The sequence below is a fragment of the Streptosporangium sandarakinum genome (assembly GCF_013409935.1).
GTDB classification, from domain to species: Bacteria; Actinomycetota; Actinomycetes; order Streptosporangiales; family Streptosporangiaceae; genus Streptosporangium; species Streptosporangium nondiastaticum.
Window position 1 is genome coordinate 87,737 of sequence record NZ_JACCCO010000003.1, and the last position, 23,058, is coordinate 110,794.

Genomic DNA, 23,058 nt, shown 5'->3' on the forward strand with positions numbered 1-23,058 from the left:
ATGAAGGAGGAAGAAGCGTGACATCATTCCGGCGCGCGACCGCGTCCGCCGCCGTGCTGGCCACGGCCTGGACGCTCGCCCTGACCGGCTGCGCCGGCGGGCGGGGAGCCGGGCCGGGCGGGGACGACAAGGCCGCCCCGGTCCGCGCCTACGACATCAACCCCGTCCCGCGCGAGCGGATCAGGAACGGCGGGCGGCTCCGCTGGGGCCTCAACGAGTATCCGGCCAACTGGAACCTCAACCACGTCGACGGCAACTCCGCGATGGTCAAGAAGGTCATCGACGGGCTGATGCCCTCCGCCTTCCGCTCCGACGAGCAGGGCCACGTCTCGGCGAACACCGACTACGTGCTCTCCGGCGGGATCACCGCGCGCACCCCCAGGCAGGTCGTCACACTGCGGCTCAACCCCCGGGCCCGGTGGTCCGACGGAACCCCGGTCACCTGGGAGGACTACCGCGCCCAGTGGCGGGCGCTGAACGGCTCCGACCCCGCCTACCGCGTCGCCGGGACCACCGGCTACCAGGACATCCAGGACGTCGCCAGGGGCCGGGACGACCACGAGGTCGTCATCACCTTCGCCCGTCCCTTCGGCGACTGGCAGTCGCTGTTCGGGCCGCTGTACCCGAGGTCCACCAACGCCACCCCCCAGGCGTTCAACACCGCCTGGCTGAACCGCATCCCGGTGACCGCGGGCCCCTTCCGGCTCGGGTCGTTCGACCAGACCGCCAAGACCGTCACGCTCCTCAGGGACGACCGCTGGTGGGGTGACCGGGCCAAGCTGGACCAGATCATCTTCCAGGCCATGGAGAGCGACGCGCTGGTCGGCGCGTTCAGCAACGGCGAGCTGGACACCTTCGACGTCGGCCCGTCCGCGCCCGACTACATGCGGGCCCGGAGCACCCCGGACGCGGTCGTACGGCAGGCCGCCGGACCGGACTTCCGGCACATCACGATGAACGGCGAGAGCGCGGCGCTCTCCGACGTCCGGGTGCGCCGGGCCGTCGCGATGGGCATCGACCGGCAGGTCATCGCCCGGTCCGACCTGCAGGGCCTCGACTGGCCCATCACCCTGCTGGGCAACCACTTCCTGATGAACACCCAGGAGGGCTACCGCGACAACGCCGGGAGGGTCGGCGTCTACGACCCCGCCGAGGCCGGGCGGCTGCTGGACGCCGCCGGATGGCGGCTGTCCGGCCAGACCCGCCGCAAGGACGGCCGCGACCTGACCCTGCGCTTCGTCGTGCCGTCCGGCCTGCAGCTCACCAAGTCCGAGGCCGAGCTCGTGCAGAGCATGCTCGCCCGGATCGGCGTCGGGGTCGCCATCCAGTCGGTGCCCAGCGACGACTACTTCACGAGATACATCATCCCCGGCAACTACGACGTCACCGCGTTCTCCTACGTGGGCACCCCCTTCCCCGTCTCCAGCGGCTACGGCCAGTACGCCGACGCGTCCAAGGACGCCGCGGGGCACCTCCAGTGGAACGCCAACCTGGGCCGCATCGGCTCCCCCCGGATCGACGCCGCCATGCAGAAGGCGACCGCCGAACTCGACCCGGAGCGGGCGCTGGCCGCCACCAACGCCGCCGACCGGCTGATCTGGGAGGAGGTCAACGTGCTGACGCTCTACCAGCGCCCGCAGAACGTCGCGGTCGGCCGCGACGTGGCCAACTACGGCGCCCGTGGCTTCTACGACCTGCGCTACCAGGACATCGGCTTCACCCGCTGATCCCGCGCCCGCGCGGGCGTCCCGGCATACGCTCCCGTGCCCGGTGCCGGGGCCGGGGCCGGACCGTCGTGCGTCACGGCGGCGGGCCCGCACGGTCCGGCCACCGCCGCCCCTTTCGCCGGGACGGTGGTGTAGAACCTGATCCATGTCTGTTTCCGTAACATGGCCGCAGGCGCTCGCCTGGCGGCTGAGGCGGCAGTTCGTCGACCCGGTGGCCGGCCCGGACGCGGTCTCGGTGGTCCGCCGCCTGACCGGGGTGCAGGCGCAGGTGGCCTCCTCGGCCGAGCTGGCCGTGGCCGTACGGCACGCCGCCCCCCGCCCCGGTGAGATCGACGACGCCCTGTGGCGCGACCGCACCCTGGTGAAGACGTGGACGGCGCGCGGCACCCTGCACCTGGTCCCCGCCGACGAGCTGGCCGCCCACACCGCGGTCCTCGGCTCCTTCCGCCACTGGGAGAAGGGGTCCTGGCAGCGGGGCCACGGTGTCGGCGCCGCCGAGGTCGCCGCCATCCTGGAGGCGGTCCCCGCGGCGCTCGCGGGCCGCGCCCTCACCCGCGAGGAGCTGGTCGAGGCGGTCATCGCGGCCACCGGCGACGCCCACCTGCGGGAGGCGCTCACGTCCGGCTGGGGCGCTCTGCTGAAACCGCTGAGCTTCCTCGGTGAGCTCTGCTACGGCCCGCCGCGCGCGGGCCGGGTGACCTTCGTCAGCCCCCGCGACTGGCTGGCCGGGCACCGGCCCGGATCGCTCCCGCCCGAGGAGGCCGGTGTGCGGCTGGTCCGCTCCTTCCTCGGCGCGCACGGCCCCGCCACCCCCGAGGCATTCGACGCCTGGCTCTACCGCGGGGGCGCCCGCAAGGCGGCGCTGCGCGGCTGGTTCGGCGAACTCGCCCCCGAGCTGGCCGAGGTCGAGGTCGAGGGCCGGCCGATGACGATCCTCGCCGAGCACCTCGACGACCTGGCCGCGACCGCCCCCACCGCCGGGGTCCACCTGCTGCCCGGTTTCGACCAGTACATCCTGGGCGCTCCGCGCGACCTCACGCCGCTCCTGCCCGCGGCGGTCCGGCCGAAGGTCAGCCGGGCGGCCGGCTGGATCTCCCCTGTCGTGGTCCATCAGGGCCGGGTGGCCGGGGTCTGGGAGGCGAAGGACGGCGGGATCGTCCTCGACCTCTTCGAGGACGTGCCCGCCGCCCCCCTGGCCGCCGCGGTCGAACGCGTCGAAGCCCTGCTGCGGCGGGACCGGCCCGGCGCCTGAGCCGCGGCACGCCCGGCCACCCCGGCGCCCCGCCGTCGGGGCGCCGGTCACAGCGGTTCGGTGAACGCCCAGCCGCGTGCCAGCAGGGCGTCGACCGCCTCGACGGCCCGCTCCAGCCGCGCGGCCGGCGGGCCGGACGCCACCACGTGCGGCAGCCCCCGCGCGCGGAGCTCCTCGCGGAAGCGGGCGTCCATCCGGTGCCGGACCGCCTCGCCGTCCCGCCAGCCGTCCTGCTCGAACGGCACGTCCTCCACCGAGGTGTGGATCCACAGGTCGTGCCGGGCGCGCGGGTGAACGGCGCAGGCCGTCCCGAGGTAGCGCTCGTGCCACAGCGAGGTGGCGAACGCGTCGGTGTCGCACACCAGCAGCGGAGAGCCCACGCGGGCGGCGGCGTCCTCCCACGCGAGCTGGCGGTCGGCGATCTCCGCGAACTCCGCCGTCTCCCACTCCAGGTCGTCCAGCCACGGCTCCGGAAGCCCGGCCGCCTTCGCCCGGCGGCGGGCCAGGGCGAGCTTCTCCTCGCAGTACGTCCTGCCGTACTCGGGGACCCAGCGGGTCGCCGCCCAGGGTCCGCCCCGGGCGGCGTAATGAGCGGCCAGGTCCCTGGCCAGGGTGGTGGTGCCGCTGGACTCGGCGCCGACGACCACCACGCGGCGGGCCAGGTGGCCACGGACCGCCGGGGACAGCCATGGCCAGCACGCCACCGGGTCGTTCCTGACCATCGTTCCGCTCACCGGGAACCGCTCCCGGGCCGCGTCGACGCTCACGTGGACGGCGCCGAACCGGCGGGCCAGCTCCGCGCCGTACTCCTCCGAGGAGAAGACCGCGTCGATCCGCGGGACGGTACCGTGCGCCAGGGCGAGCGCGTGACGGAACACCGCCACGTGCGCGGCCCAGATCTCCGGATCGCCGTAGTCGATCTCGACGTCGTCGACCACCGGGGCGATCGTCACGCCGGGCTGCGGGTGGGCCTCGCGCAGCCAGGCGGCGCGCAACGCCAGCGGGACGCTCTCGGCCGACGAGGCGGCCACCACCACGCTCACCCGGGCGCACCGGGCCGCCGCGGTGTCGACGAGGTGGTGGTGGCCCATGTGCGGGGGGTAGAACTTGCCGATCACCAGCCCGTGGGCGAAGACCCCGGGCACATCGCCCGCCCCGCTCACATCACCCGGACCGCTCGCCCCGCTCACGCCGTCACCGGAACCGGCCGGGCCGCGAGCTCTCCGCGCCAGGCCCGCAGGCCCGAGACGCAGAGCGCGAGGAAGACCACGTACAGGACGGCGGTGAGGTGCAGCCCCTTGTAGGCGTAGAGCGGGATGTAGATCAGGTCGGCCGCGATCCACAGCCACCACGACTCCACGAGCTTGCGGGTCTGCCCGTAGGTGGCCGTCAGCGACAGCGCGGTGGTCAGCGCGTCCCAGAAGGGCACGGTGGAGTCGGTCCAGGTTGCGAGGGCGACGGTGAGCACGGCGGTGGCGGCGGCGCCGCAGACGGCCAGCGCGGCCCACTCGGCCCGGCGGGTCCGGCGCACCGCGGGGCGGGTGCGGCCCGCCCCGCCGTACATCCACTGCCACCAGCCGTACGCGCCGAGCGCCACGTAGAGGACCTGCAGGGCCGCGTCGGCGTACAGCCCGACGGCCAGGAACACCAGTCCCAGCAGGATCACGTTGGCGATCCCGATCGGCCAGTTGGCGATGTGCTGGCGGGCCACCAGCCAGACCGTGAGGATGCCGCTGGCGAAGCCCAGCAGCTCGGCCCAGCTGGTCGGCGTCCCGGCGAGGGTGAAGGCGGGCTGGAGGAGGGGGTCCAGCAGTTCGGCGAGGGACATGCGATCTCCTTTATCGTCTATATGACGATAAAGGGTCGGTGAAGACGGAACCAGACCCGGTCCCCGGGGCGCAGCTGCGCGGCCACGGGCAGGTCGGCCGAAGCGACGACGGCGATGACCGGATAGCCGCCGGTCGGGGGATGGTCGGCGAGGAAGACGATCGGCTGGCCGCTCGGCGGCACCTGCACCGCCCCGGCCACCATTCCCTCGCTGGGCAGCTCATCGTCGCGGACGCGCCGCAGGGCCGTCCCCGTCAGCCGTACGCCCACCCGGTTGCTGTGCCGGCTCACCTGGTACGGCGCGGCGCACAGCGCCTCCAGCGCGTCCGGGGCGAACCAGTCGTCGCGGGGGCCGGGAAGCACCCGCAGCACGCCCCGCGGGACCGGAGGCGGCGGGGCGGCGTCGACGACGATCGGCGGCAGGCCGGCGGCCGGTCCCAGGGGCAGGCGCAGCCCCGGGGCCAGCGGCGCCGGGCCCAGGCCGGAGAGCGCGTCGGTCGAGCGGCTGCCCAGGACGGCCGGCACGTCGAGGCCGCCGCGGACCGCGACGTAGGTGCGCAGCCCCGCGGTGGGCGTGCCCACCCGCAGCTCGCCGCCGGACGGCACCCACACCGGCGCGTACGGCCCCGCCGCTCCGGGCCGCTCCGGGGACCCCGGCCCTTCGGAACCGTCCGCGCCCTCGGGGAGGCGGAGCGTGAGAGGGCAGGGCGCCCCGGTGACGGCGACCCAGGCCCCGGCGGGGAACCGCAGGCAGGCGCCGCCGAAGGTCAGCTCGATCCCGGCGGCGTCCTCGGGGTTGCCGACCAGCCGGTTGGCCAGCCGCAGGCTCGGCGCGTCCGCGGCGCCGGAGCACGGCACCCCGAGGTGGCCGAGGCCGGGGCGGCCCAGGTCCTGCACGGTGGCGTACGGGCCGGGCGCGACCACCTCGACCACGCGGGGGACGGGATCCGCCTCCGGACTCATCCCCGCACCGCCCGGAAGCGGACCCGGGTGCCGGGGGTGAGCAGCGCGGGCGGGTCGGCGGCCGTGTCCCACACGACCAGGGAAGAGCGGCCGAGCAGCCGCCAGCCGCCCGGCGAGGCCGCGGGGTAGACGGCCGAGTACGGGCCGGCGATCGCCACCGCCCCGGCGGGCACCGAGGTCCGGGGCGTGGAGAGGCGCGGCACGTGCAGCGCCGGGTCCAGCCCGGTGAGGTAGGCGAAACCCGGGGCGAACCCCAGCCAGCCCACCACCAGCTCCACGCCGGTGTGCCGCTCGACCACCTCCCGGACCGGCAGCCCGCTCAGCTCGGCCACGTCGGCGAGGTCGGGGCCGTCGTAGACCACCGGGACCGTCACCGTCCCGCGCGCGCCGGAGGGGGCCGGGGCGGCGTCGCATGCCGTGCCCAGCAGCAGGGACAGCCGGGCCCGCAGCGCGGCCGGGTCGGCGCCCGGGGCGACGACGAGGACGGTGGCGGGGCCGGGCACGATCTCGGTCACCCCCGCCGGGCGGCGTTCCCGCAGCAGGGCGTCCAGCCGGTGGGAGACCTCCAGAGAGCCGGTCTCCACCAGCAGGGCGGACTCCCCGGCCCGGCGGATCACCGCCCGGTCGCCGGAGCCCGGCCGGGACGTCATCCGGCCATCCGGCGGGCCGGGCCGGCCGGCCGTACCCGCGCCGCGCCCGGACCGGTGGACCGCGTCGCCGGCGGAGTCCTCACCGGAACGCCCGCAGCGTCACCCCGGCGGCCTCCAGCGCCTCGCGGACGGCCCGCGCCAGCGCCACCGCGCCGGGGGTGTCGCCGTGCACGCAGATGGACCGGGCGTCCACCGCCACCTCCGAGCCGTCGGCCGCGGTGACCGTCCCGGCCGTCGCCATCCGCACGGCGCGGGCCGCGACCGCGGCGGGGTCGTGCAGCACCGCGCCGGGGGAGCGACGGGGGACCAGCGTTCCGGCCGGGGTGTAGGCGCGGTCGGCGAACGCCTCGGTGACGGTGGCCAGGCCCGCGCGGGCCGCGACGGCGTGGACGGCCGAGCCGGGCAGCGTGAGCACCGGCAGGCCCGGGTCGTAGTCGGCCACGGCCGCCACGACGGCCTCGGCCTGCTCGCTGTCACGGCAGATCCGGTTGTACAGCGCGCCGTGCGGCTTGACGTAGGTGACCCGGCCGCCCATCGCCCTGGCGATCCCGTCCACCGCGGCGAGCTGGTACAGCACCTCGGCGCACAGATCCTCGGGGTCGACCTCCATCTCGCGCCGCCCGAAGCCGGCCAGGTCGCGGTAGGACACCTGGGCGCCGATGGCCACCCCCCGGTCGACCGCGGCCGCGCAGGTGCGGCGGATCGTGCGGGGGTCACCGGCGTGGAAGCCGCAGGCGATGTTCGCGCTGGTCACGATGTCCAGCAGGGCCATGTCGTCGCCCAGCGACCAGATGCCGAACCCCTCGCCGAGGTCGGCGTTCAGGTCGATCACCGCGCCGGTCGCCGCGCGGGTCACCACGGCCCTCCCGTCCCCGGCGGCTCATCGGGGATGTCGGCGATGTCGTCGAGGGCGACGGCGAGCTCCTCCGGGTCGTCGCCGATCCGCTCGACGATCTCCATCAGCACGTGCAGCACGTCGTGCCGGTCGTGGCCCAGGTCCAGCAGCCGCTGCGCGGCCTCCCACAGCTGCGGGGGGTCGCCCTCCCACAGCCGGGCGGCGATCTCCTCGTGCCAGGCGAGGTGCTCGTCGCGGTCGGGCCGGCGCCGCTCGTCCGCGTGGTCGATCTCCAGCAGGATCCGCCGGTCGGCGTCGTCGGCCGGGTTGAGCCGGTCGAGCTTGATCTCGCCGTGCGTGCCCTGCAGGAAGGGGAACGCGAAGACGCGCCGGGCCAGCGCCGACAGGTCGCCGTCCGGCAGCAGCCTCTCCAGCAGGTCGCGGTCGATGCCGAAGGTGGTCGGGTCGCGGTAGGCCTCGGCGAACTTCCCCGTCGCCTCCCAGATCCCGTCCAGCGTGGCGCGCAGGCCCTCATCCGGCAGCCCGGTCCGGCGGGCCGCGAAGCGCGCCCAGGCGCTGAGCACGTACGGCACCGCCTCCTGCTCGGCCGGGCTGAGCATCACCTTGCGCGGCAGCCAGTCGAGCAGGAACGCCTCGCACTTGGCCGGGCTGACCCGCAGGGGACGCCCGAAGTCCTGGTCGCAGCCGTAGTCGATGATGTGGTCGGCGCACCGCGAGGCCGCCGACGGGTCCGACAGGTGCTCGGCCGCGTCGGAGGACAGGAACTCCGCGGCGAGCATCGCCCGGCGGTCGCGGCTGTAGGGGGCCTCGCTGTGCAGCGGGGCCGGGCGCTTGCGGCCGGGCGGCAACGCCTTGATCCGGGAACGGGCGAAGGCGTGGTAGGCGCTGTAGCTGTCGCTGACCGGCGCGGTCGTCCTGCGGTCGCCGTACTCGGCGGTGGCCTTCATGGCCGACTCCAGCAGCGCCCGCGCCTGCTGCGGCTCGATCTCCTCGAACCGGAGCATCGGGTTGGCCTCGGCCTCGGCCCGGGCCTGCTCCAGCAGCTTGTCGACGTGCGAGGAGACCCAGGCGTCGCGGGCGATGCCCCGCATGTTGTAGTCGACGACCATGACCAGCGCGTGCGGCTCCTCGGCGGCCTCGGCCCCGCGGTATCCGAAGGTGCACACGACGGTGTCCTGGTCGCCGTAGGCGTCGCGGGAGACGTAGCAGCCGGTGGGCTTGACCGCGCCCAGCCGGTCGGCCCAGCGGGGCCTGGCCACGTCGCGCTCGATGAGCGCCAGCGCCGCGCCCTCGGCCTTGGCGGCCTGGCGGGCCGTGCCGAGATAGGCCAGCGCGATCAGCAGGGTCAGCGCGGCGGGGGAGCCGGCCTTGGCGGCGTAGTCGACCAGTCCCTCGCCGAGGACCTGCTCGGCGTCGCCGCCCTTCAGGCGGCGCCCCCACCAGGCCCCGACCATGTCGGAGACCATGAGCTCGGCGTCCAGAGGGCTGCGTACGGCCAGCAGTTCGCGCGCGGCCACCAGCATCTCGGAGAACACCTCGTCAGGAGACCGGCTCTCGCGGGGGTCTCGACGGTGTCGCCGGCTCAAGCGACCTCCCCCATCCGCCGGATCCCGGTGCCGCCGCACTGATCGGTTCGCTCGCTCACGCCCCAACCCTCTCGCATTCCCGGGCCAAACGGTGCGTAGGACGCGCTCCGGTGATCTCGATGTTACCGAGGACTTCGGGGCGGCGGCGCGGAGTTGACGAGCGCGAGCAGATGCTCGCGGGCGACGCGTTCCACCACCTCGGGCGTCGCGTCGATCCCCAGATGCTCCGCGCAGGCGCGGACGTCGGCCACGCACCTGCTGACGGTGCCGAGGGGAACGGTGAGGAACTCATCGGCCAGGCGGGCGCTCACCGGATCGTGGAGCTTCGTTGCGCCGTCGGCGAGATGGGTGACCAGAGCGGACATGTATGTCGCATTCCTCCGGGTTCCCGGGGCAAACCCCCGGACGGACGACGGGGACGTGCGTTCTCATTCCACAGCTTATCGCGTGAGTGTCAACCCCAGATGCCGCCTGGCATGTTCGGGTTGACACGGATTCTGACAGATTTGCGAGACCGCGGAGTAAACGAATGTCCCCGAAGAGGGAGCCAAATCGGGATTGAGTCAGTAGCCTGATCTTGTTCGGGGCGCGCGCGGGGTCGAGGTGGACGGTTGTCGGGACGGTCCGGCTTGATCCTGCTAGGGTCCTGGCGGCATACGGAGGTGGACGCGGAGGGGAACGGCGCCACCATTCGGCTTCGGCGGAATGCTGGTCGGGCGATGCCCGTGCTGGGAACCCGGCGCGTCAGCGTGCGGGCCCGGTCCCGGACCGGGGAGGGCCCGCGGGATGCGCGCTTCGCCGCATCTTGGGCGGGGCTTCCGTCCGCACGCACCCATCGCCGATGATGTACTGCAGATCCGGTCCCCCGGAGCTGCGCTACGCCGATTCGCAAGTTTGGAGATGTGCCTCGTGGGAGACCCTGGCACGCGACGGAGGTGCCGACCATGAGCGCCGAAACCTCCGTGCCCCGTCCCCGGGAGTCGGGTGTGGACATCTCGGACTCCGGACTGCTCCATGGCCTGTTGTCGCAGTCGCCCTTCGCCTTCGCGTTCTTCGGCCCCGACGGCCGCTTCCACCGGGTGGACGAGGTCTTCGCCGACGTGGTCGGCCTTCCCGCCGAGCGGCTGGTCGGCCGGACGCCGGGCGAGCTGCTCCCGGCCGACCTCACCGCGCTCCTGGAGAGCGCGGTCCGCGACGTCGTCGCGGGCGCCGACGTCGAGACCGACCAGCGGATCCGGGTACGCGCGGCTGACGGCGGCACCCGCCACTGGTCGCTGACCTTCTCCCCGGTCCACGACGACAAGGACGCGCTGCGCGCGGTCTGCCTGGTCGGGGTGGACGTCACCGGCAGCCGGCAGGTCGAGGAGGACCTGCGGCGCAGCGAGGAGCGCTACCGCTCGCTGGTGGAGGCCCAGTCGCAGCTCGTGTGGATCACCTCGCCGAGCGGCGCCGTCGTGGAGGACGCGCCGCAGTGGCGGGCCATCACCGGCCAGGGCCTGGAGGAGTATCTCGCCCACGGCTGGCTGGAGGCCGTCCACCCCGACGACCGCCCGCACACCGAGGAGGCGTGGCGCGAGGCGCTGCGCGGCCGGACCATGTTCGAGTGGAGCTACCGCGTCCGCACCCGCGCCAGCGGCTACCGCCACTTCGAGGTGCGCGCGGTCCCCATCATCCGGCACGGCCGGGTGGTCGAGTGGGTCGGCGCCAACACCGGCGTCACCCCGCAGCGCGAGGCTGAGGAGATGCGCGGCCGCCTCACCGACCAGCTCGGCGCCGCCGCGCTGCGCACCGCCCGTCTCCAGGGCGCCACCGCGATGCTCGCCGAGGCGCTCACCGTCGAGCAGGTGGTCCAGGTCATCATCGACGTGGGCCGTACGGCGGTGGCGGCGGACCGGTCCGCGGTGGCCCTGCTCGACGTCGACCGGGCCGCCCTGAAGCTGGTCAACAACGGCGGCATCCCCGATGTCCCCGGCGCGCCGGGGGAGGAGATCCCGCTGGCGCACTCCAGCGTGATGACCATGGCCGTCAACAGCCGCCGCCCGGTCTTCGCCGAGTCTCCCGAGAGCCTGCGCGCCCAGCTCGTCGAGGCCGGGGGCGACGAGGAGCTCATCTCCGGGTTCATCGCGCACAGCGACGAGCGGGCCTGGGTGGGGCTGCCGCTGCTGGCCGCCGGCCGCGCGCTCGGCGCCCTGCGGTTCTCCTTCACCCGTCCCCAGAAGATCTCCCAGGAGGACGGCGTCTTCCTGGAGGCGCTGGCCGGCCAGTGCGCGCTCGCCGTCGAGCGCGCCACGCTGTTCGAGCGCGAGCACCGCACCGCCGAGACGCTCCAGCGCAGCCTGCTGCCCGACCGCCTGCCGGTGGTGCGGGGCCTGGTGCTGGCCCAGCGGTTCCGCTCGGGCAGCCGCCACGTCCAGGTCGGCGGCGACTGGTACGACGCCTTCGTCCTGCAGGACGGCAGGGTCGCGGCGGTGGTCGGTGACGTCATGGGCAAGGGCGTCAAGGCCGCGGCCGGCATGGGCCGGATCCGCAACGCCATGCGGGCCCTGGCGCTGACCAACCCGCCGCCCGCGGCCGTCCTCACCGGCCTGGACCGGGTGTTCGAGGCGACCGAGGAGGAGGAGCAGGTCACCACCCTCGCCTACATGGTCGTCGAGCCCGGCACGGGAGAGGGCACGCTGGCCCTGGCCGGACACCCGCCGCCCCTGCTGGTCTCACCCCAGGGCGTGCCGATCCTGTGCGACGGCGAGCCGGGCACCCCGCTCGGCTGGCCGACGAGCCGCAGGCAGTTCCGGTTCTGCGTGCCGCCCGGCCACACCGCGGTCCTGTACTCCGACGGCCTGGTGGAGAACCGCAAGCGCGGACTGGACGCGGGACTCGCCGATCTGTGCTCCGTCGTGACCGAAGCGCCTCCTGAGGTCGTGGGAAGTCCTCACATGTTGCTCGACTTCCTCGTTGATCGCATGTTGGCGGGATATGAGCAGGATGACGACGTCACGGTGCTGGCGATCCACGTCCCGCCAGCCACGAAGAGTGACTGAATGAAACAGTCATAACGGTTGCTTTCGGGTATCGGTGGCGCGCTTACGTACGCACTACTCTCTTGGTCGGCCTAGGGTGGAGGACAACCGCCAGGAGGCGGCCGTATGGATCACGGTGTCATGTCACAATGCTTGACAGGTGCGTCGCGGTTCGCGCGGCCTCGTCCAGCACAACCAGAGGTATTCGCCCCTAGCGGGCATCTGGGTCCATTCTCGTCACGCTTTCCTTCGAGAGGTGTTCGTGTCGCCTGCAAGTTCGACTCGCTCGAAGCCATCCGAGCTGAACGAGCCCGTCATTCAGCAGCTGATGGAGCGGGGACGCTCGCAGGGGTTCCTCGAGTCCGAGGATGTCCGCAAGGCCGTCGAGGAAGCGGACATTCCGATGGCGCAGGTCGCTGGGATCCTGCGCAACCTCAGCAAAGAGGGCATCACCGTACGGTTGACTGCTGAGGACTCCAAGGCTCCCAAGAAGTCCCGGACTCCGGCCAAGCGCCGTACCCCCGCCGCCCCCGCCCCCGTCAAGAAGACCAAGACCGCCGCCGCGGCCAAGGAGCAGCCGGAGACCGTCACCGCGGTCGTCGGCGGCTCCGAGCCCGCTCCCGCGGCCAAGAAGCCCGCGCCGCCGGCCAAGAAGGCCGCCCCGACGGCGAAGAAGCCCGTGCCCGCGCAGCCCAAGCGGCCCACCGCCGAGGCGGTCACGCCCAAGCCCGAGCCGAAGCCCAAGTCCGCCGGCGCCGAGGACGACGAGGTCATCGACCTTGAGGACGTCGAGATCGAGGACTTCGACCTAGAGGTCGAGGAAGTCGAGGAGGTCGAGGTCGAGGCGGAGGGCGACGCCGAGCCCGAGGCCGAGGTCGAGACCGAGGAGCCCAAGGGCGAGGCCCTCGGGCAGAACGAGGACGAGGTCCTCATCCTCTCCGATGACGACGACGACGCCCCCGTGCCGCAGGTCGCCGCCGCCGGCGCCACCGCCGACCCGGTCAAGGACTACCTCAAGCAGATCGGCAAGGTCCCCCTGCTCAACGCCGAGCAGGAGGTGGAGCTGGCCAAGCGCATCGAGGCCGGCCTGTTCGCCGAGGAGCAGCTCGCCACCGACGGCGAGGTGCTCCCGGTGGACGTCCGCGCCGAGCTGGAGTGGATCGCCGAGGACGGCCGCCGGGCCAAGAACCACCTGCTGGAGGCCAACCTCCGCCTGGTGGTCTCGCTGGCCAAGCGCTACACCGGCCGCGGCATGCTGTTCCTGGACCTCATCCAGGAGGGCAACCTCGGCCTGATCCGCGCGGTGGAGAAGTTCGACTACACCAAGGGCTACAAGTTCTCCACCTACGCCACCTGGTGGATCCGGCAGGCGATCACCCGGGCCATGGCCGACCAGGCGCGGACCATCCGCATCCCGGTCCACATGGTCGAAGTGATCAACAAGCTGGCCCGCGTGCAGCGGCAGATGCTGCAGGACCTCGGCCGTGAGCCCACGCCCGAGGAACTGGCCCGCGAGCTCGACATGACCCCCGAGAAGGTCGTCGAGGTCCAGAAGTACGGCCGCGAGCCGATCTCCTTGCACACCCCCCTGGGTGAGGAGGGCGACAGCGAGTTCGGCGACCTCATCGAGGACTCCGAGGCGATCGTCCCGGCCGACGCGGTCAGCTTCACGCTCCTGCAGGAGCAGCTGCACTCGGTGCTCGACACGCTGTCGGAGCGCGAGGCGGGCGTGGTGTCCATGCGGTTCGGCCTGACCGACGGTCAGCCCAAGACGCTCGACGAGATCGGCAAGGTCTACGGCGTGACGCGCGAGCGCATCCGGCAGATCGAGTCCAAGACCATGTCGAAGCTGCGTCACCCGTCGCGGTCGCAGGTCCTGCGCGACTACCTCGACTGATCCGGCCGGAAGACCGACGCGAGGGGGCCCACGCCGTACGGCGTGGGCCCCCTCGTCGTGTCGGAACCTGTCGGAACCTAGTGGAACCTCCCGGAACCGTCGTCTCGCGTAATGGCCGAACGGCGGGCCGGCGCGGGTGTGAGCGCGTCAGGCGTCCTTGCGCCGCGAGCCTCCTCGCCGTGTCACGGGCCGTCGTCTCGTGGGACGGCCGAACGGCGGGACGGCGCGGGCGTGTCAGGCCCCGTCGCGTGCGGCGACGTCGAGGACCCACGGCCGCCCGGCGGCCGGTTCGGGGCCGAGCACGACGTCGTGGCCCATGCCGTCCAGCACCTTCACCAGCTCCTCCGGCGTCCCCGGGTCGTCGCCCGACTCCAGCAGCGAGCGGGCGACCGCCCCCCGGGTGGCCTTCGCCATGTGGCTGATGACCCTGCCGTTCCTGAGCACACGCACCGCGACCGCCCGGCCACCCGGACGCCAGGCCGGCGCGTAGGTGCCGGAGCGGAGGTCGACGACCAGGCCGGGTTCGGCGTCGAGGAGCGGGGTCACCGGGCGGCGCCACCAGGCCGCGAGGCCGCCGAGCGGCGGCAGCCGTACGCCCATGGACAGCCGGTAGGACGGGATCCGGTCGGCGGGCCGCAGCAGGCCCCACAGACCGGAGAAGATCACCAGGTTCCGGGCCGCCCGGTCCGCGGCCCCGGGGGACAGCGTGGCGAGGCCGAGATTGTCGTAGAGCACGCCGGTGTAGAGCTCGGCGGCCGGCAGCGTGGGCGCGGTCCGCAGCATGAGATTCTTGCCGATCTCGCCGAGCAGTCCCGGCGACAGACCGAGTACCGCCTGCGCCCGGGGACCCTCGCACAGGGTGATGAGCGCGGACAGGACGGCCTCCCGCGACGGGTTCAGCGACGGGAAGCTCAGCCGGGACGGGTCGAGGGCGGGACCGTCGGCGGGCTCGGCCTTCCCCTCCGACGGCGGCAGCAGGATCAGCACAGTCGCCGAGCGTAGTGGGCCGGACGTCTGTGGGTGTGAGGGGTGGGTCACCGCATGGCCGTGGCACCACGTGCGTGGTGCCACGGCCATGGACGGGTGAGAGCGCGTTCCCCACCCCGGTGTGCCCGGGGGAGGGCGGCGCGGTGGATATATCGGATCAAGCCAGAGCCGGACGCCTGGCCCGGCCGCCGGACGGGCGGTGGGAAGGCGCCGTGGTGGGGCGATATCACTACCGGCTCCCGTCGGCTTCTAGCGTTCGTTGTCTTTCGCGGTCGCAGAGGTGTCGCTGAGGCGCGCCGACTCGTCCTGGATGTCGGCGCCCTTGTCGCGCAGCACGGCCACGTGCTGACGCCCGTGGTGGGCGCAGAACAGCAGCTCTCCGCCCGCGGGCAGGGTCGCGCGGATGTAGGCCTGTGCGCCGCACCGGTCGCAACGGTCCGCGGCCGTCAGCTGCTTGGTGGGGGCGAGAATTCCAGTCACGTATCGCCTTTCAGGTCATCCCCGAGTGGAGGGATCTGGCGTCAGTCACTTGAGAGAACATCTAACCCGATGCGAACGTTCCCAACCGGCCCCTCGCTACGCCCAGAGCGGAAAGCGCCCGGAGGTAAGAGAGATCACACCGGAGGTAACACCGGAGCCTCCTCGGTGGCAAGCTTGTACCCGGCGCGGCGGGAAGGACGGTAGGCTGCGCACACGTGTTCGAGCGAAGTGGAGTGGGTGTGACCGCGGTCAGTACGGAGACGGCTTATACCGCTCGTCATCTGTCGGTGCTGGAGGGTCTGGAGGCCGTCCGCAAGCGCCCGGGCATGTACATCGGGTCCACCGACAGCCGCGGCCTCATGCACTGTCTCTGGGAGATCGTCGACAACGGCGTGGACGAGGCCCTGGCGGGGCACTGCACCCGCATCGAGGTCGAGCTGCACCCCGACGGGTCGATCGAGGTCCGAGACAACGGCCGTGGCATCCCGGTGGACATCGAGCCCAAGACCGGCCTCGCCGGAGTCGAGCTGGTCTACACCAAGCTGCACGCCGGCGGTAAGTTCGGCGGCGGCGCCTACGCCGCGTCGGGCGGTCTGCACGGCGTCGGCGCCTCCGTGGTCAACGCCCTGTCCTCCCGGCTCGACGTCGAGGTCGACCTCAACGGCACGACCCACGCGATCAGCTTCCGCCGCGGCGTCCCCGGCGTCTTCGACGGCGACGGACCCATCGGCAAGTTCAAGAAGAAGTCCGGCCTGCGCGAGACCGGCACGGTCGCCCGCAAGGTCACCGGCACGCGCGTCCGCTTCTGGGCCGACCGCCAGATCTTCCTCCCCGAGGCCGAGGTCTCCCTCGACGAGATCCACGTCCGCCTCCGCCAGACCGCCTTCCTGGTCCCCGGCCTGACCCTGTCCGTGCGCGACAGCCGCGGCGAGGAGCCGGCCGAGGAGGAGTTCCGCTTCGACGGCGGCATCTCGGAGTTCACCGAGTTCCTCGCCCGCGACGAGGCGATCTGCGAGGTGCTGCGCATCCAGGGCGTCGGCCACTTCCACGAGACCGTGCCGGTCCTCGACGACCTGGGCCACATGACCCCCACCGAGATCCAGCGCGAGCTGACCGTGGACGTGGCGCTGCGCTGGGGCAAGGGCTACGACAACACCGTCCGGTCGTTCGTCAACGTGATCGCCACCTCCAAGGGCGGCACCCACGTCAACGGGTTCGAGCGGGCGCTGGTCCGCACGCTCAACGAACTGCTCCGCGAGGGCCGTCTGCTGAAGAACGGCGACGCCCCGGTCACCCGCGAGGACATCATGGAGGGCCTCACCGCCGTGGTGACCGTCCGGGTGCCCGAGCCGCAGTTCGAGGGGCAGACCAAGGAGATCCTCGGCACCGCCGCGGCCTCCCGGATCGTCTCCCACGTCGTCTCCCGCGAGCTCAGGGAGCTGTTCACCGACCCGCCGCGCCGCGCCAAGCAGCAGATGCGGGCGGTCCTGGAGAAGATCGCCGCGGCGGCCAAGGCCCGCATCGCCGCCCGCGAGCACCGCGACACCCAGCGGCGCAAGACCGCCCTGGAGAACTCGGCGCTCCCCGCCAAGCTGGTCGACTGCCGCAGCGACGACGTCGACCGCACCGAGCTGTTCATCGTCGAGGGCGACTCGGCGCTGGGCACCGCCCGCGCCGCCCGCGACTCGGAGTTCCAGGCGCTGCTGCCGATCCGCGGCAAGATCCTGAACGTGCAGAAGGCGTCCGTCGCCGACATGCTGAAGAACGCCGAGTGCGCCGCGATCATCCAGGTCATCGGCGCGGGCTCGGGCCGCTCGTTCGACATCGAGGCCGCCCGGTACGGCAAGGTCATCCTCATGGCCGACGCCGACGTCGACGGCGCCCACATCCGCTGCCTGCTGCTGACCCTGTTCCACCGCTACATGCGGCCGATGGTCGAGGCCGGCCGGGTCTTCGCGGCCGTCCCGCCGCTGCACCGGATCGAGGTCACCAACCCCGGCCGGGGGCAGAGCAAGTACGTCTACTGCTACTCCGACGCCGAGCTGCATAAGGTCCTGCGCGACCTGGAGCGCCGCGGCAAGCGCTGGAAGGACCCGGTGCAGCGCTACAAGGGCCTCGGTGAGATGGACGCCGACCAGCTCGCCGAGACCACCATGGAGCCCCGCCACCGCACCCTGCGCCGGGTGCGGATCGAGGACGTCGCGGAGGCCGAGCACATCTTCAACCTCCTGATGGGCAGCGACGTGGCCCCGCGCCGGGAGTTCATCGTGGGCAACGCCGCCGAGGTCGACCGCGACCACATCGACGCCTGAGACACCCCGAACGCCCCGAGCACGCCGGGCGCCCGAGACGTCAGGGACGCCCTGAGACACGCCCGGGAGACACCCGGGCGGGGTCTCACCCGGGAGGAGCCGCCGCGCGCCGCCACCGGGCCCCTCGTGCCCGCTGCGCGCCGTCATCCGACCCGGTACGGCTCGCGGGCCGTACCGGGGCGTCACGGGCCGTTCCGCGCCGATGGCGGCGGTCCCCTCCGGGACGACTCCCCTCAGGAGTCGACGTCCGCCTCGACGGGCGCGAGCTTCCCGGTGCGCACGTCGTAGATGGCGCCCCCGACGGACAGGTCCGCCGGCAGGAACGGACTGGTCCTGATCCGGGTCAGATCGTGGCGCAGGGCGGCGTCCTGATCGGGGACGGTGTGGAACTCCAGGCTCCTGGTGTCGACGCCCTGCCGGGCGGCGAGCTGGTGCACGTCCTCGTCGGTCGCCTTGGCCATGCCGCAGTCGGTGTGCGGCATGACGAGCACCCGGTTCACCCCCAACAGGTAGACGGCCAGCACCAGCGTGCGCAGGACGTCGTCGGTGACCCGCGCCCCGGCGTTGCGCAGGATCTTGGCGTCACCCGGCTTGAGCCCGAAGACCCCCAGCGGGTCGATTCGGGAGTCCATGCAGGTGACCACCGCCAACCCGCGGGCGGCCCGGCCGGTCAGCTCGGAGTCCGTGAACGTGGCCGAGAACCTCTCGTTGGCCGTCAGCAGATCGTCGAAGACGCCCCCGGAAAACCCGTGCGGCATTGAACCCCCCTCTGGTCGTCGGTCGATGAGCCAATGATCCTGCATGTCCTTTTCATCGAAGTTTCCGGGGTGGCGTCCGTGCCGACTTCATGGAGATCCCACAGGCGTGGTTGACTGTGCGTGATGGTTCTGTGACGTCACGTACGGATAGCTGGAGCTGGTCATGAGCAGGATCGAGTCCCTGGCCGAATATCTGCGTGCCGAGGGCAGGCGGAAACTGGACCGGGTGGAGGTCCGCGACGGGGGGCGCAACGCGCGCTCGGCGCTCGCGCTGCTCGACGCCGCGATCCACGCCCGGTCGCTCGGTGACGACGACCCCCTGATCGCCGTCCTCGTCGGCGCGGGCTGCTTCGGCCCGTCGGGGCGGGAGGAGCTCCGGCCCGATGAGCGGGTCACCCGGATCGTGCGCTCCTGGGAGTCAGGCGACCCGCAGGAACTGCTGACGAGGATCGGCCTGGCCCTGCAGGAGGCGCCGGTCTGAGCGGCCCCGCGGCCCGCCGCCGCGCGCCCGGCGGGGTTTGAGCCGTCGCCGCGGGGAAGCGGAGGAGGAAGCGGCGGCCGTGCCCCGGGCATCGTCGCCCCAGGCCGACGTCCCCTGTCAGGAGAGCTCATGGCGGTAGCGCGGATGCGATCGGTGGTCATCGACTGCCCCGACCCGAAGGGTCTCGCCGACTTCTACGGCGCGCTTCTGGACTGGAAGATCACCAATGTGGAGGACGACTGGGTGACGCTCACCGACGGGGAGTCGGGCGCGCGCCTCTGCTTCCAGCTGGCTCCCGACCACCGGCCGCCCAGCTGGCCCGATTCCGAGCTTCCCCAGCAGTTCCACCTGGACCTGGCCGTGGACGACCTGGACGAGGCCGAGGCCAGGACGCTCGCGCTGGGCGCGGTCAAGCACTCCCACCGGCCCGACGCCGAGGACGACGACTTCCGGGTGTTCCTCGATCCCGCCGGGCACCCCTTCTGTCTCTGCCTGGTCTGACGCCGCCGTCCGCCCTCCCGCCCGGCGCGGTCGCGCCGCGGGGACCGGCCGGGCCGTGACGCCCGCCGTACGCCCCGCCGACGACCGCGGCGGCACCTACGGCGGAGCCCTCCTCCCCGGCCGGGAAGGAGGGCTCTACGCGGCATCGGCGCCCCGGACCGGCACGGGCACGGAGCCCCGGTCCCGCGCCCGGCCGTACGGTGGCCTCCGGGCGGGCGGTCAGTCCCGCGCGGGCGTCGGCGCGGGGACCTGCCCGGCGCCGGGGGTCCCGCCCGGCGGGTCGTCCGGCGTGTCGTCCGGCGCGCCGGACGTGGGGCCGAGCGGACCGCCCACGGCCGCCACCGTGTGGGTGAGTCGCAGCCCCGAGCCGTCGCGGCGGCCCAGCTCCTCGGGCAGCGGGACGGGCTTGCCGACGGCCGAGGCCGCGCGGACCGGCGCCGGGCCCGCCCAGGCGAGCAGCAGCACGTCCTCGCCCTTCAGGAAGCGCTGCGCCCGGACGCCTCCGGTGGCGCGGCCCTTGGTCGGGTATTCGGCGTAGTCGGAGATCTTGGCGCCGCCGACCTGGGTGCCGGGCAGGGCGGTCGAGGACCCCGCGATCGTCACCACCCTGGACTCGCGCGTGGGATCGACCACGCCGAACCAGATCACCGAGGCGCCGCCGTCCAGCCGGATGCCCGCCATGCCGCCGGCCGGTCGGCCCTGCGGGCGGACGCTGGTCGCCGGGTAGCGCAGCAGCTGCGCGTCGGAGGTGATGAACACCAGGTCGTGATCCTCGGAGGTCAGCTCCGCGGCGCCCACCACCCGGTCGCCCTCCTTGAGCCCGATCACCTCGAACTCGTCGCGGTTGGCCGGATAGTCGGGGACGACCCGCTTGACCACTCCCTGTACGGTGCCCAGCGCCAGGCCGGGGCCGTCGGGGTCGAGCGAGCCGATGCCGACGACCGTCTCCCCGGGGGAGAGGCTGACGTACTCCGAAACCGGGTGGCCGCCGGACAGCGAGGGCGGGTCGGCCGTCGGGGGCAGCGTCGGCAGGTCGACGACCTGGACGCGGATCATCCGGCCCTCGCTGGTGACCGCTCCGATCTCGCCCCTGACCGTGCTGCGCACCACCGACACCAGCACGTCGTGCGCCGACCGCTCGCCGCCGGCCGGCAGCGGGGAGGCGTCGGTCGTGCGGGCCAGCAGGCCGGTGGAGGAGAACAGGACCAGGCACGGGTCGTCGGCGACCTCCAGGGTCACCGCGGCGCTCCTGGTGACGCCGGAGGACTCCAGCAGGACCGTGCGGCGCGGCGTGCCGAAGGTCTTGGCGACCTGGGCCAGCTCGTCGGAGACGACCTTGCGCAGCCGGGTGTCGGAGGACAGGATCTCGGTCAGCTCGGCGATCTCCGCCTGCAGCGTCTCCTTCTCCCGGTCGAGCTCCAGCTTGTCGTAGCGGGTCAGCCGGCGCAGCGGGGTGTCGAGGATGTAGGCGGCCTGGATCTCCGACAGGTCGAAGATCTCCATCAGCCGGGTGCGGGCCTGGGCCGAGTCGTCGGAGGCGCGGATGACCTGGATGACCTCGTCGATGTTGAGCAGCGCGACGATGAGGCCGTCGACGAGGTGCAGGCGCTCCTCGCGCTTGCGGCGGCGGTGGGCCGAGCGGCGGCGGACCACGTCGAGGCGGTGGTCGACGTACACCTGGAGCAGCTCGCGCAGGCCCAGCGTACGCGGCTGGCCGTCGACCAGCGCCACGTTGTTGATGCCGAAGCTCTCCTCCATCGGGGTGAGGCGGTAGAGCTCCTCCAGCACGGCCTCGGGGATGAAGCCGTTCTTGATCTCGATGATCAGCCTCAGGCCCTTGTGGCGGTCGCTGAGGTCCTTTAGGTCGGAGATGCCCTGGAGCTTCTTGGCCGTCACCAGCTCCCGGATCTTGGTGACGACCCGCTCGGGACCGACGTTGAACGGCAGCTCGGTGACGACGATGCCCTTGCGGCGGGGGCTGACCTGCTCGACGACGCACTTGGCGCGCATCCGGAAGGTGCCGCGCCCGCGGGCGTAGGCGTCGCGGATGCCGTCCAGGCCGATGATGATGCCGCCGGTCGGCAGGTCGGGGCCCGGGACGAACCGCATCAGGTCGTCGAGCGTGGCGTCCGGCTTCTTGATCAGGTGCCGGGCGGCGGCGACGACCTCGACGAGGTTGTGCGGCGCCATGTTGGTCGCCATTCCGACCGCGATGCCGGTGGCGCCGTTGACCAGGAGGTTGGGGAACGCCGACGGCATGACCGTGGGCTCGGTCTCCTGGCCGTCGTAGTTGGGCTTGAAGTCGACGGTGTCCTCGTCGATCGACTGCACCATGGCCATGGCCGCGGAGGCCAGGCGGGCCTCGGTGTAGCGCATCGCGGCGGGCAGGTCGTCGGGGGAGCCGAAGTTGCCGTGCCCGTCGATCAACGGCAGCCGCATGGAGAACGGCTGCGCCATGCGGACCAGCGCGTCGTAGATGGCCGTGTCGCCGTGCGGGTGCAGCTTGCCCATCACGTCGCCGACGACCCGCGACGACTTGACGTGTCCCCGGTCGGGCCGCAGGCCCATCTCGCTCATCGAGTAGAGGATGCGCCGCTGGACGGGCTTGAGGCCGTCCCTGGCGTCCGGCAGCGCGCGCTGGTAGATGACCGAGTACGCGTATTCGAGGAAGCTGGTGCGCATCTCGGCGGACACGTCGATGTCGACGATCCGCTCCTCGAAATCCTCAGTCGGGGGTGTGGTCGTCCGTCGGGCCATCAGATTCTCCTCGCGCGGGCACCTCGGCCCGGGGGCCGAGAGGGAAGCGCGTCCTCCTTGTCGTCTTCCTCGTCTTCGTGGTGTCACAACCGCCGGCCCCGGCGCGCCCGGGAAGGGCTCGGGCGGTGCGCGGGGCGTGTGCGGACGGCGCCGGCGGCCGTTCCGCGTCTCGTTACCATACTCACGCCCGGTGACACTTCCGGACGCCCGTGCGCGCCGCCGGGCGCGGCGGGCGCGCCGGTCGCGGCCGGGAACATCCGGGAGCGGCCCCGGCGCCCCGTCCGCGGTCCGGAGCGCCCCGTGGGCCCGCCCCGCGTCCGGGGGAGCGGGCAGGCGTCCTATCCGTGCTCCGGGGCGGCCTCCGAGCCTCCGTACGGCCGCGCCCCCGCCCCCGGCCACGCGCCGGCCGGTGGGCCGTCGTAGGCGTCGTCCGGGACGTTGACCTTCGTGTCGTAGACCCGGAATCCCCGCGCCCGGTAGTTGGGCAGCGCGGCGGAGCCGTCGAGGGAGCAGGTGTGCAGCCACACCCGCCGGGTCGGCGCGAGGCTCGGCCTGCGGTCGGCGATGTCCCAGGCGCGGGCCGTGCCGGTCTCCAGCAGGCGCCCGCCGGCGCCCCTGCCGATCGCCCACGGCAGCAGGCCGAAGGAGGTGATCTCCACCGCCCCGTCGTCGCAGGGCAGGAGCTCGACGTAGCCCGCCGGGGTGCCGCGGTGGTAGGCCACCCAGGTCTCCACTCCGCCCGCCAGCCAGTCGGCCCACTGCTGCCAGGTCCACGGGAGCCGCTCGCTCCAGTGCCAGTCGCCGCCCACCGCCGTGTACAGGAACCGGCTGAACTCGGGGGAGGGCACCTCGGCGAGTGCGATGTCGAGCCCGATCGCCGGAGGCCGGGCCGCGATCAGGTCGGAGGGGGAGGTCTGTTCGAGGTACCAGGTGGTCACGTCCATGATGCCTGAATCCAACCACGCCGCGGGGGTCGCCGGTCCGCCGCCGGATGAACCCGGGAGATC

At 73.0% G+C, this 23,058-nt stretch carries 19 protein-coding genes; 7 read left to right on the forward strand and 12 right to left on the reverse strand.

The window, feature by feature from the left end; genetic code table 11:
- Nucleotides 1-17 precede the first annotated feature (17 nt).
- Nucleotides 18-1,727, forward strand: coding sequence for an ABC transporter family substrate-binding protein (locus tag HDA43_RS26985; protein ID WP_179826666.1), 1,710 nt, complete (start codon nt 18-20; stop codon nt 1,725-1,727).
- A gap of 145 nt (nt 1,728-1,872) precedes the next feature.
- Nucleotides 1,873-2,979 carry a winged helix DNA-binding domain-containing protein gene (locus HDA43_RS26990; protein ID WP_179826668.1) on the forward strand — a complete coding sequence of 369 codons (1,107 nt, stop codon included), beginning with the start codon at nt 1,873-1,875 and terminating at the stop codon, nt 2,977-2,979.
- Between the two features lie 47 nt (nt 2,980-3,026).
- Here HDA43_RS26990 and HDA43_RS26995 read toward each other — a convergent pair whose 3' ends face one another.
- From HDA43_RS26995 to HDA43_RS27025, 7 genes are all read right to left on the reverse strand, one after another.
- Nucleotides 3,027-4,169, reverse strand: a complete 1,143-nt coding sequence (locus tag HDA43_RS26995) for an AAA family ATPase (protein ID WP_312873561.1) — start codon at nt 4,167-4,169, stop codon at nt 3,027-3,029.
- Nucleotides 4,166-4,807, reverse strand: a complete 642-nt coding sequence (pnuC, locus tag HDA43_RS27000) for a nicotinamide riboside transporter PnuC (protein WP_179826670.1) — start codon at nt 4,805-4,807, stop codon at nt 4,166-4,168. Before pnuC ends, HDA43_RS26995 begins: the two co-directional genes overlap by 4 nt.
- 17 nt (nt 4,808-4,824) lie before the next feature.
- The gene (locus tag HDA43_RS27005) at nt 4,825-5,769 is read right to left on the reverse strand and encodes a 5-oxoprolinase subunit C family protein (RefSeq protein ID WP_179826672.1); all 945 of its coding nucleotides are present in this window, start codon (nt 5,767-5,769) and stop codon (nt 4,825-4,827) included.
- Nucleotides 5,766-6,419 carry a 5-oxoprolinase subunit B family protein gene (locus HDA43_RS27010; protein WP_179826674.1) on the reverse strand — a complete coding sequence of 218 codons (654 nt, stop codon included), beginning with the start codon at nt 6,417-6,419 and terminating at the stop codon, nt 5,766-5,768. Before HDA43_RS27010 ends, HDA43_RS27005 begins: the two co-directional genes overlap by 4 nt.
- A 79-nt stretch (nt 6,420-6,498) precedes the next feature.
- Nucleotides 6,499-7,275 carry a LamB/YcsF family protein gene (locus HDA43_RS27015; RefSeq protein ID WP_179826676.1) on the reverse strand — a complete coding sequence of 259 codons (777 nt, stop codon included), beginning with the start codon at nt 7,273-7,275 and terminating at the stop codon, nt 6,499-6,501.
- On the reverse strand, nt 7,272-8,798 hold the full coding sequence (locus tag HDA43_RS27020; RefSeq protein ID WP_179828708.1) for a hypothetical protein: 1,527 nt from the start codon (nt 8,796-8,798) through the stop codon (nt 7,272-7,274). The genes HDA43_RS27015 and HDA43_RS27020 overlap by 4 nt, the downstream gene beginning before the upstream one ends.
- Nucleotides 8,799-8,983: 185 nt before the next feature.
- A complete protein-coding gene (locus HDA43_RS27025; protein WP_179826678.1) occupies nt 8,984-9,226 on the reverse strand; it encodes a hypothetical protein in 243 nt (80 codons plus the stop codon).
- 579 nt (nt 9,227-9,805) lie between these two features.
- Between HDA43_RS27025 and HDA43_RS27030 the strand changes: the two genes are divergently transcribed.
- A complete protein-coding gene (locus HDA43_RS27030) occupies nt 9,806-11,899 on the forward strand; it encodes a SpoIIE family protein phosphatase (protein ID WP_179826680.1) in 2,094 nt (697 codons plus the stop codon).
- Between the two features lie 241 nt (nt 11,900-12,140).
- Complete coding sequence (locus HDA43_RS27035; RefSeq protein ID WP_179826681.1) at nt 12,141-13,775, forward strand: RNA polymerase sigma factor; 1,635 nt, start codon at nt 12,141-12,143, stop codon at nt 13,773-13,775.
- A gap of 234 nt (nt 13,776-14,009) precedes the next feature.
- Here the strand turns inward: HDA43_RS27035 and HDA43_RS27040 are convergent, their stop codons facing one another.
- Both HDA43_RS27040 and HDA43_RS27045 read right to left on the reverse strand, forming a co-directional pair.
- Complete coding sequence (locus tag HDA43_RS27040; RefSeq protein ID WP_179826683.1) at nt 14,010-14,762, reverse strand: YaaA family protein; 753 nt, start codon at nt 14,760-14,762, stop codon at nt 14,010-14,012.
- Nucleotides 14,763-15,011: 249 nt separating this feature from the next.
- Nucleotides 15,012-15,242, reverse strand: a complete 231-nt coding sequence (locus HDA43_RS27045) for a DUF7455 domain-containing protein (protein WP_179826685.1) — start codon at nt 15,240-15,242, stop codon at nt 15,012-15,014.
- 239 nt (nt 15,243-15,481) lie between these two features.
- On the opposite strand from HDA43_RS27045, the gene HDA43_RS27050 reads away from it, so the two are divergent.
- Nucleotides 15,482-17,554, forward strand: coding sequence for a DNA gyrase/topoisomerase IV subunit B (locus HDA43_RS27050; RefSeq protein WP_179826687.1), 2,073 nt, complete (start codon nt 15,482-15,484; stop codon nt 17,552-17,554).
- 233 nt (nt 17,555-17,787) lie between these two features.
- On the opposite strand, the gene HDA43_RS27055 is transcribed toward HDA43_RS27050, so the two are convergent.
- Nucleotides 17,788-18,312, reverse strand: coding sequence for a beta-class carbonic anhydrase (locus HDA43_RS27055; protein ID WP_179826689.1), 525 nt, complete (start codon nt 18,310-18,312; stop codon nt 17,788-17,790).
- Between the two features lie 163 nt (nt 18,313-18,475).
- Here HDA43_RS27055 and HDA43_RS27060 point away from each other — a divergent pair, with 163 nt between their 5' ends.
- Entirely contained in the window at nt 18,476-18,793 is a 318-nt protein-coding gene (locus HDA43_RS27060) for a hypothetical protein (protein ID WP_179826690.1), read from the forward strand.
- 129 nt (nt 18,794-18,922) lie between these two features.
- Nucleotides 18,923-19,294 (forward strand): VOC family protein, encoded by a 372-nt coding sequence (locus HDA43_RS27065; protein WP_179826692.1) that lies wholly within the window; start codon nt 18,923-18,925, stop codon nt 19,292-19,294.
- A gap of 219 nt (nt 19,295-19,513) precedes the next feature.
- Here HDA43_RS27065 and HDA43_RS27070 read toward each other — a convergent pair whose 3' ends face one another.
- A complete protein-coding gene (locus HDA43_RS27070; protein ID WP_179826694.1) occupies nt 19,514-22,051 on the reverse strand; it encodes a DNA gyrase/topoisomerase IV subunit A in 2,538 nt (845 codons plus the stop codon).
- A 338-nt stretch (nt 22,052-22,389) separates the two neighbouring features.
- Nucleotides 22,390-22,995: a GNAT family N-acetyltransferase gene (locus HDA43_RS27075; protein ID WP_179826695.1), complete on the reverse strand. Its 606-nt coding sequence runs from the start codon at nt 22,993-22,995 to the stop codon at nt 22,390-22,392.
- Between the last annotated feature and the right edge of the window lie 63 nt (nt 22,996-23,058).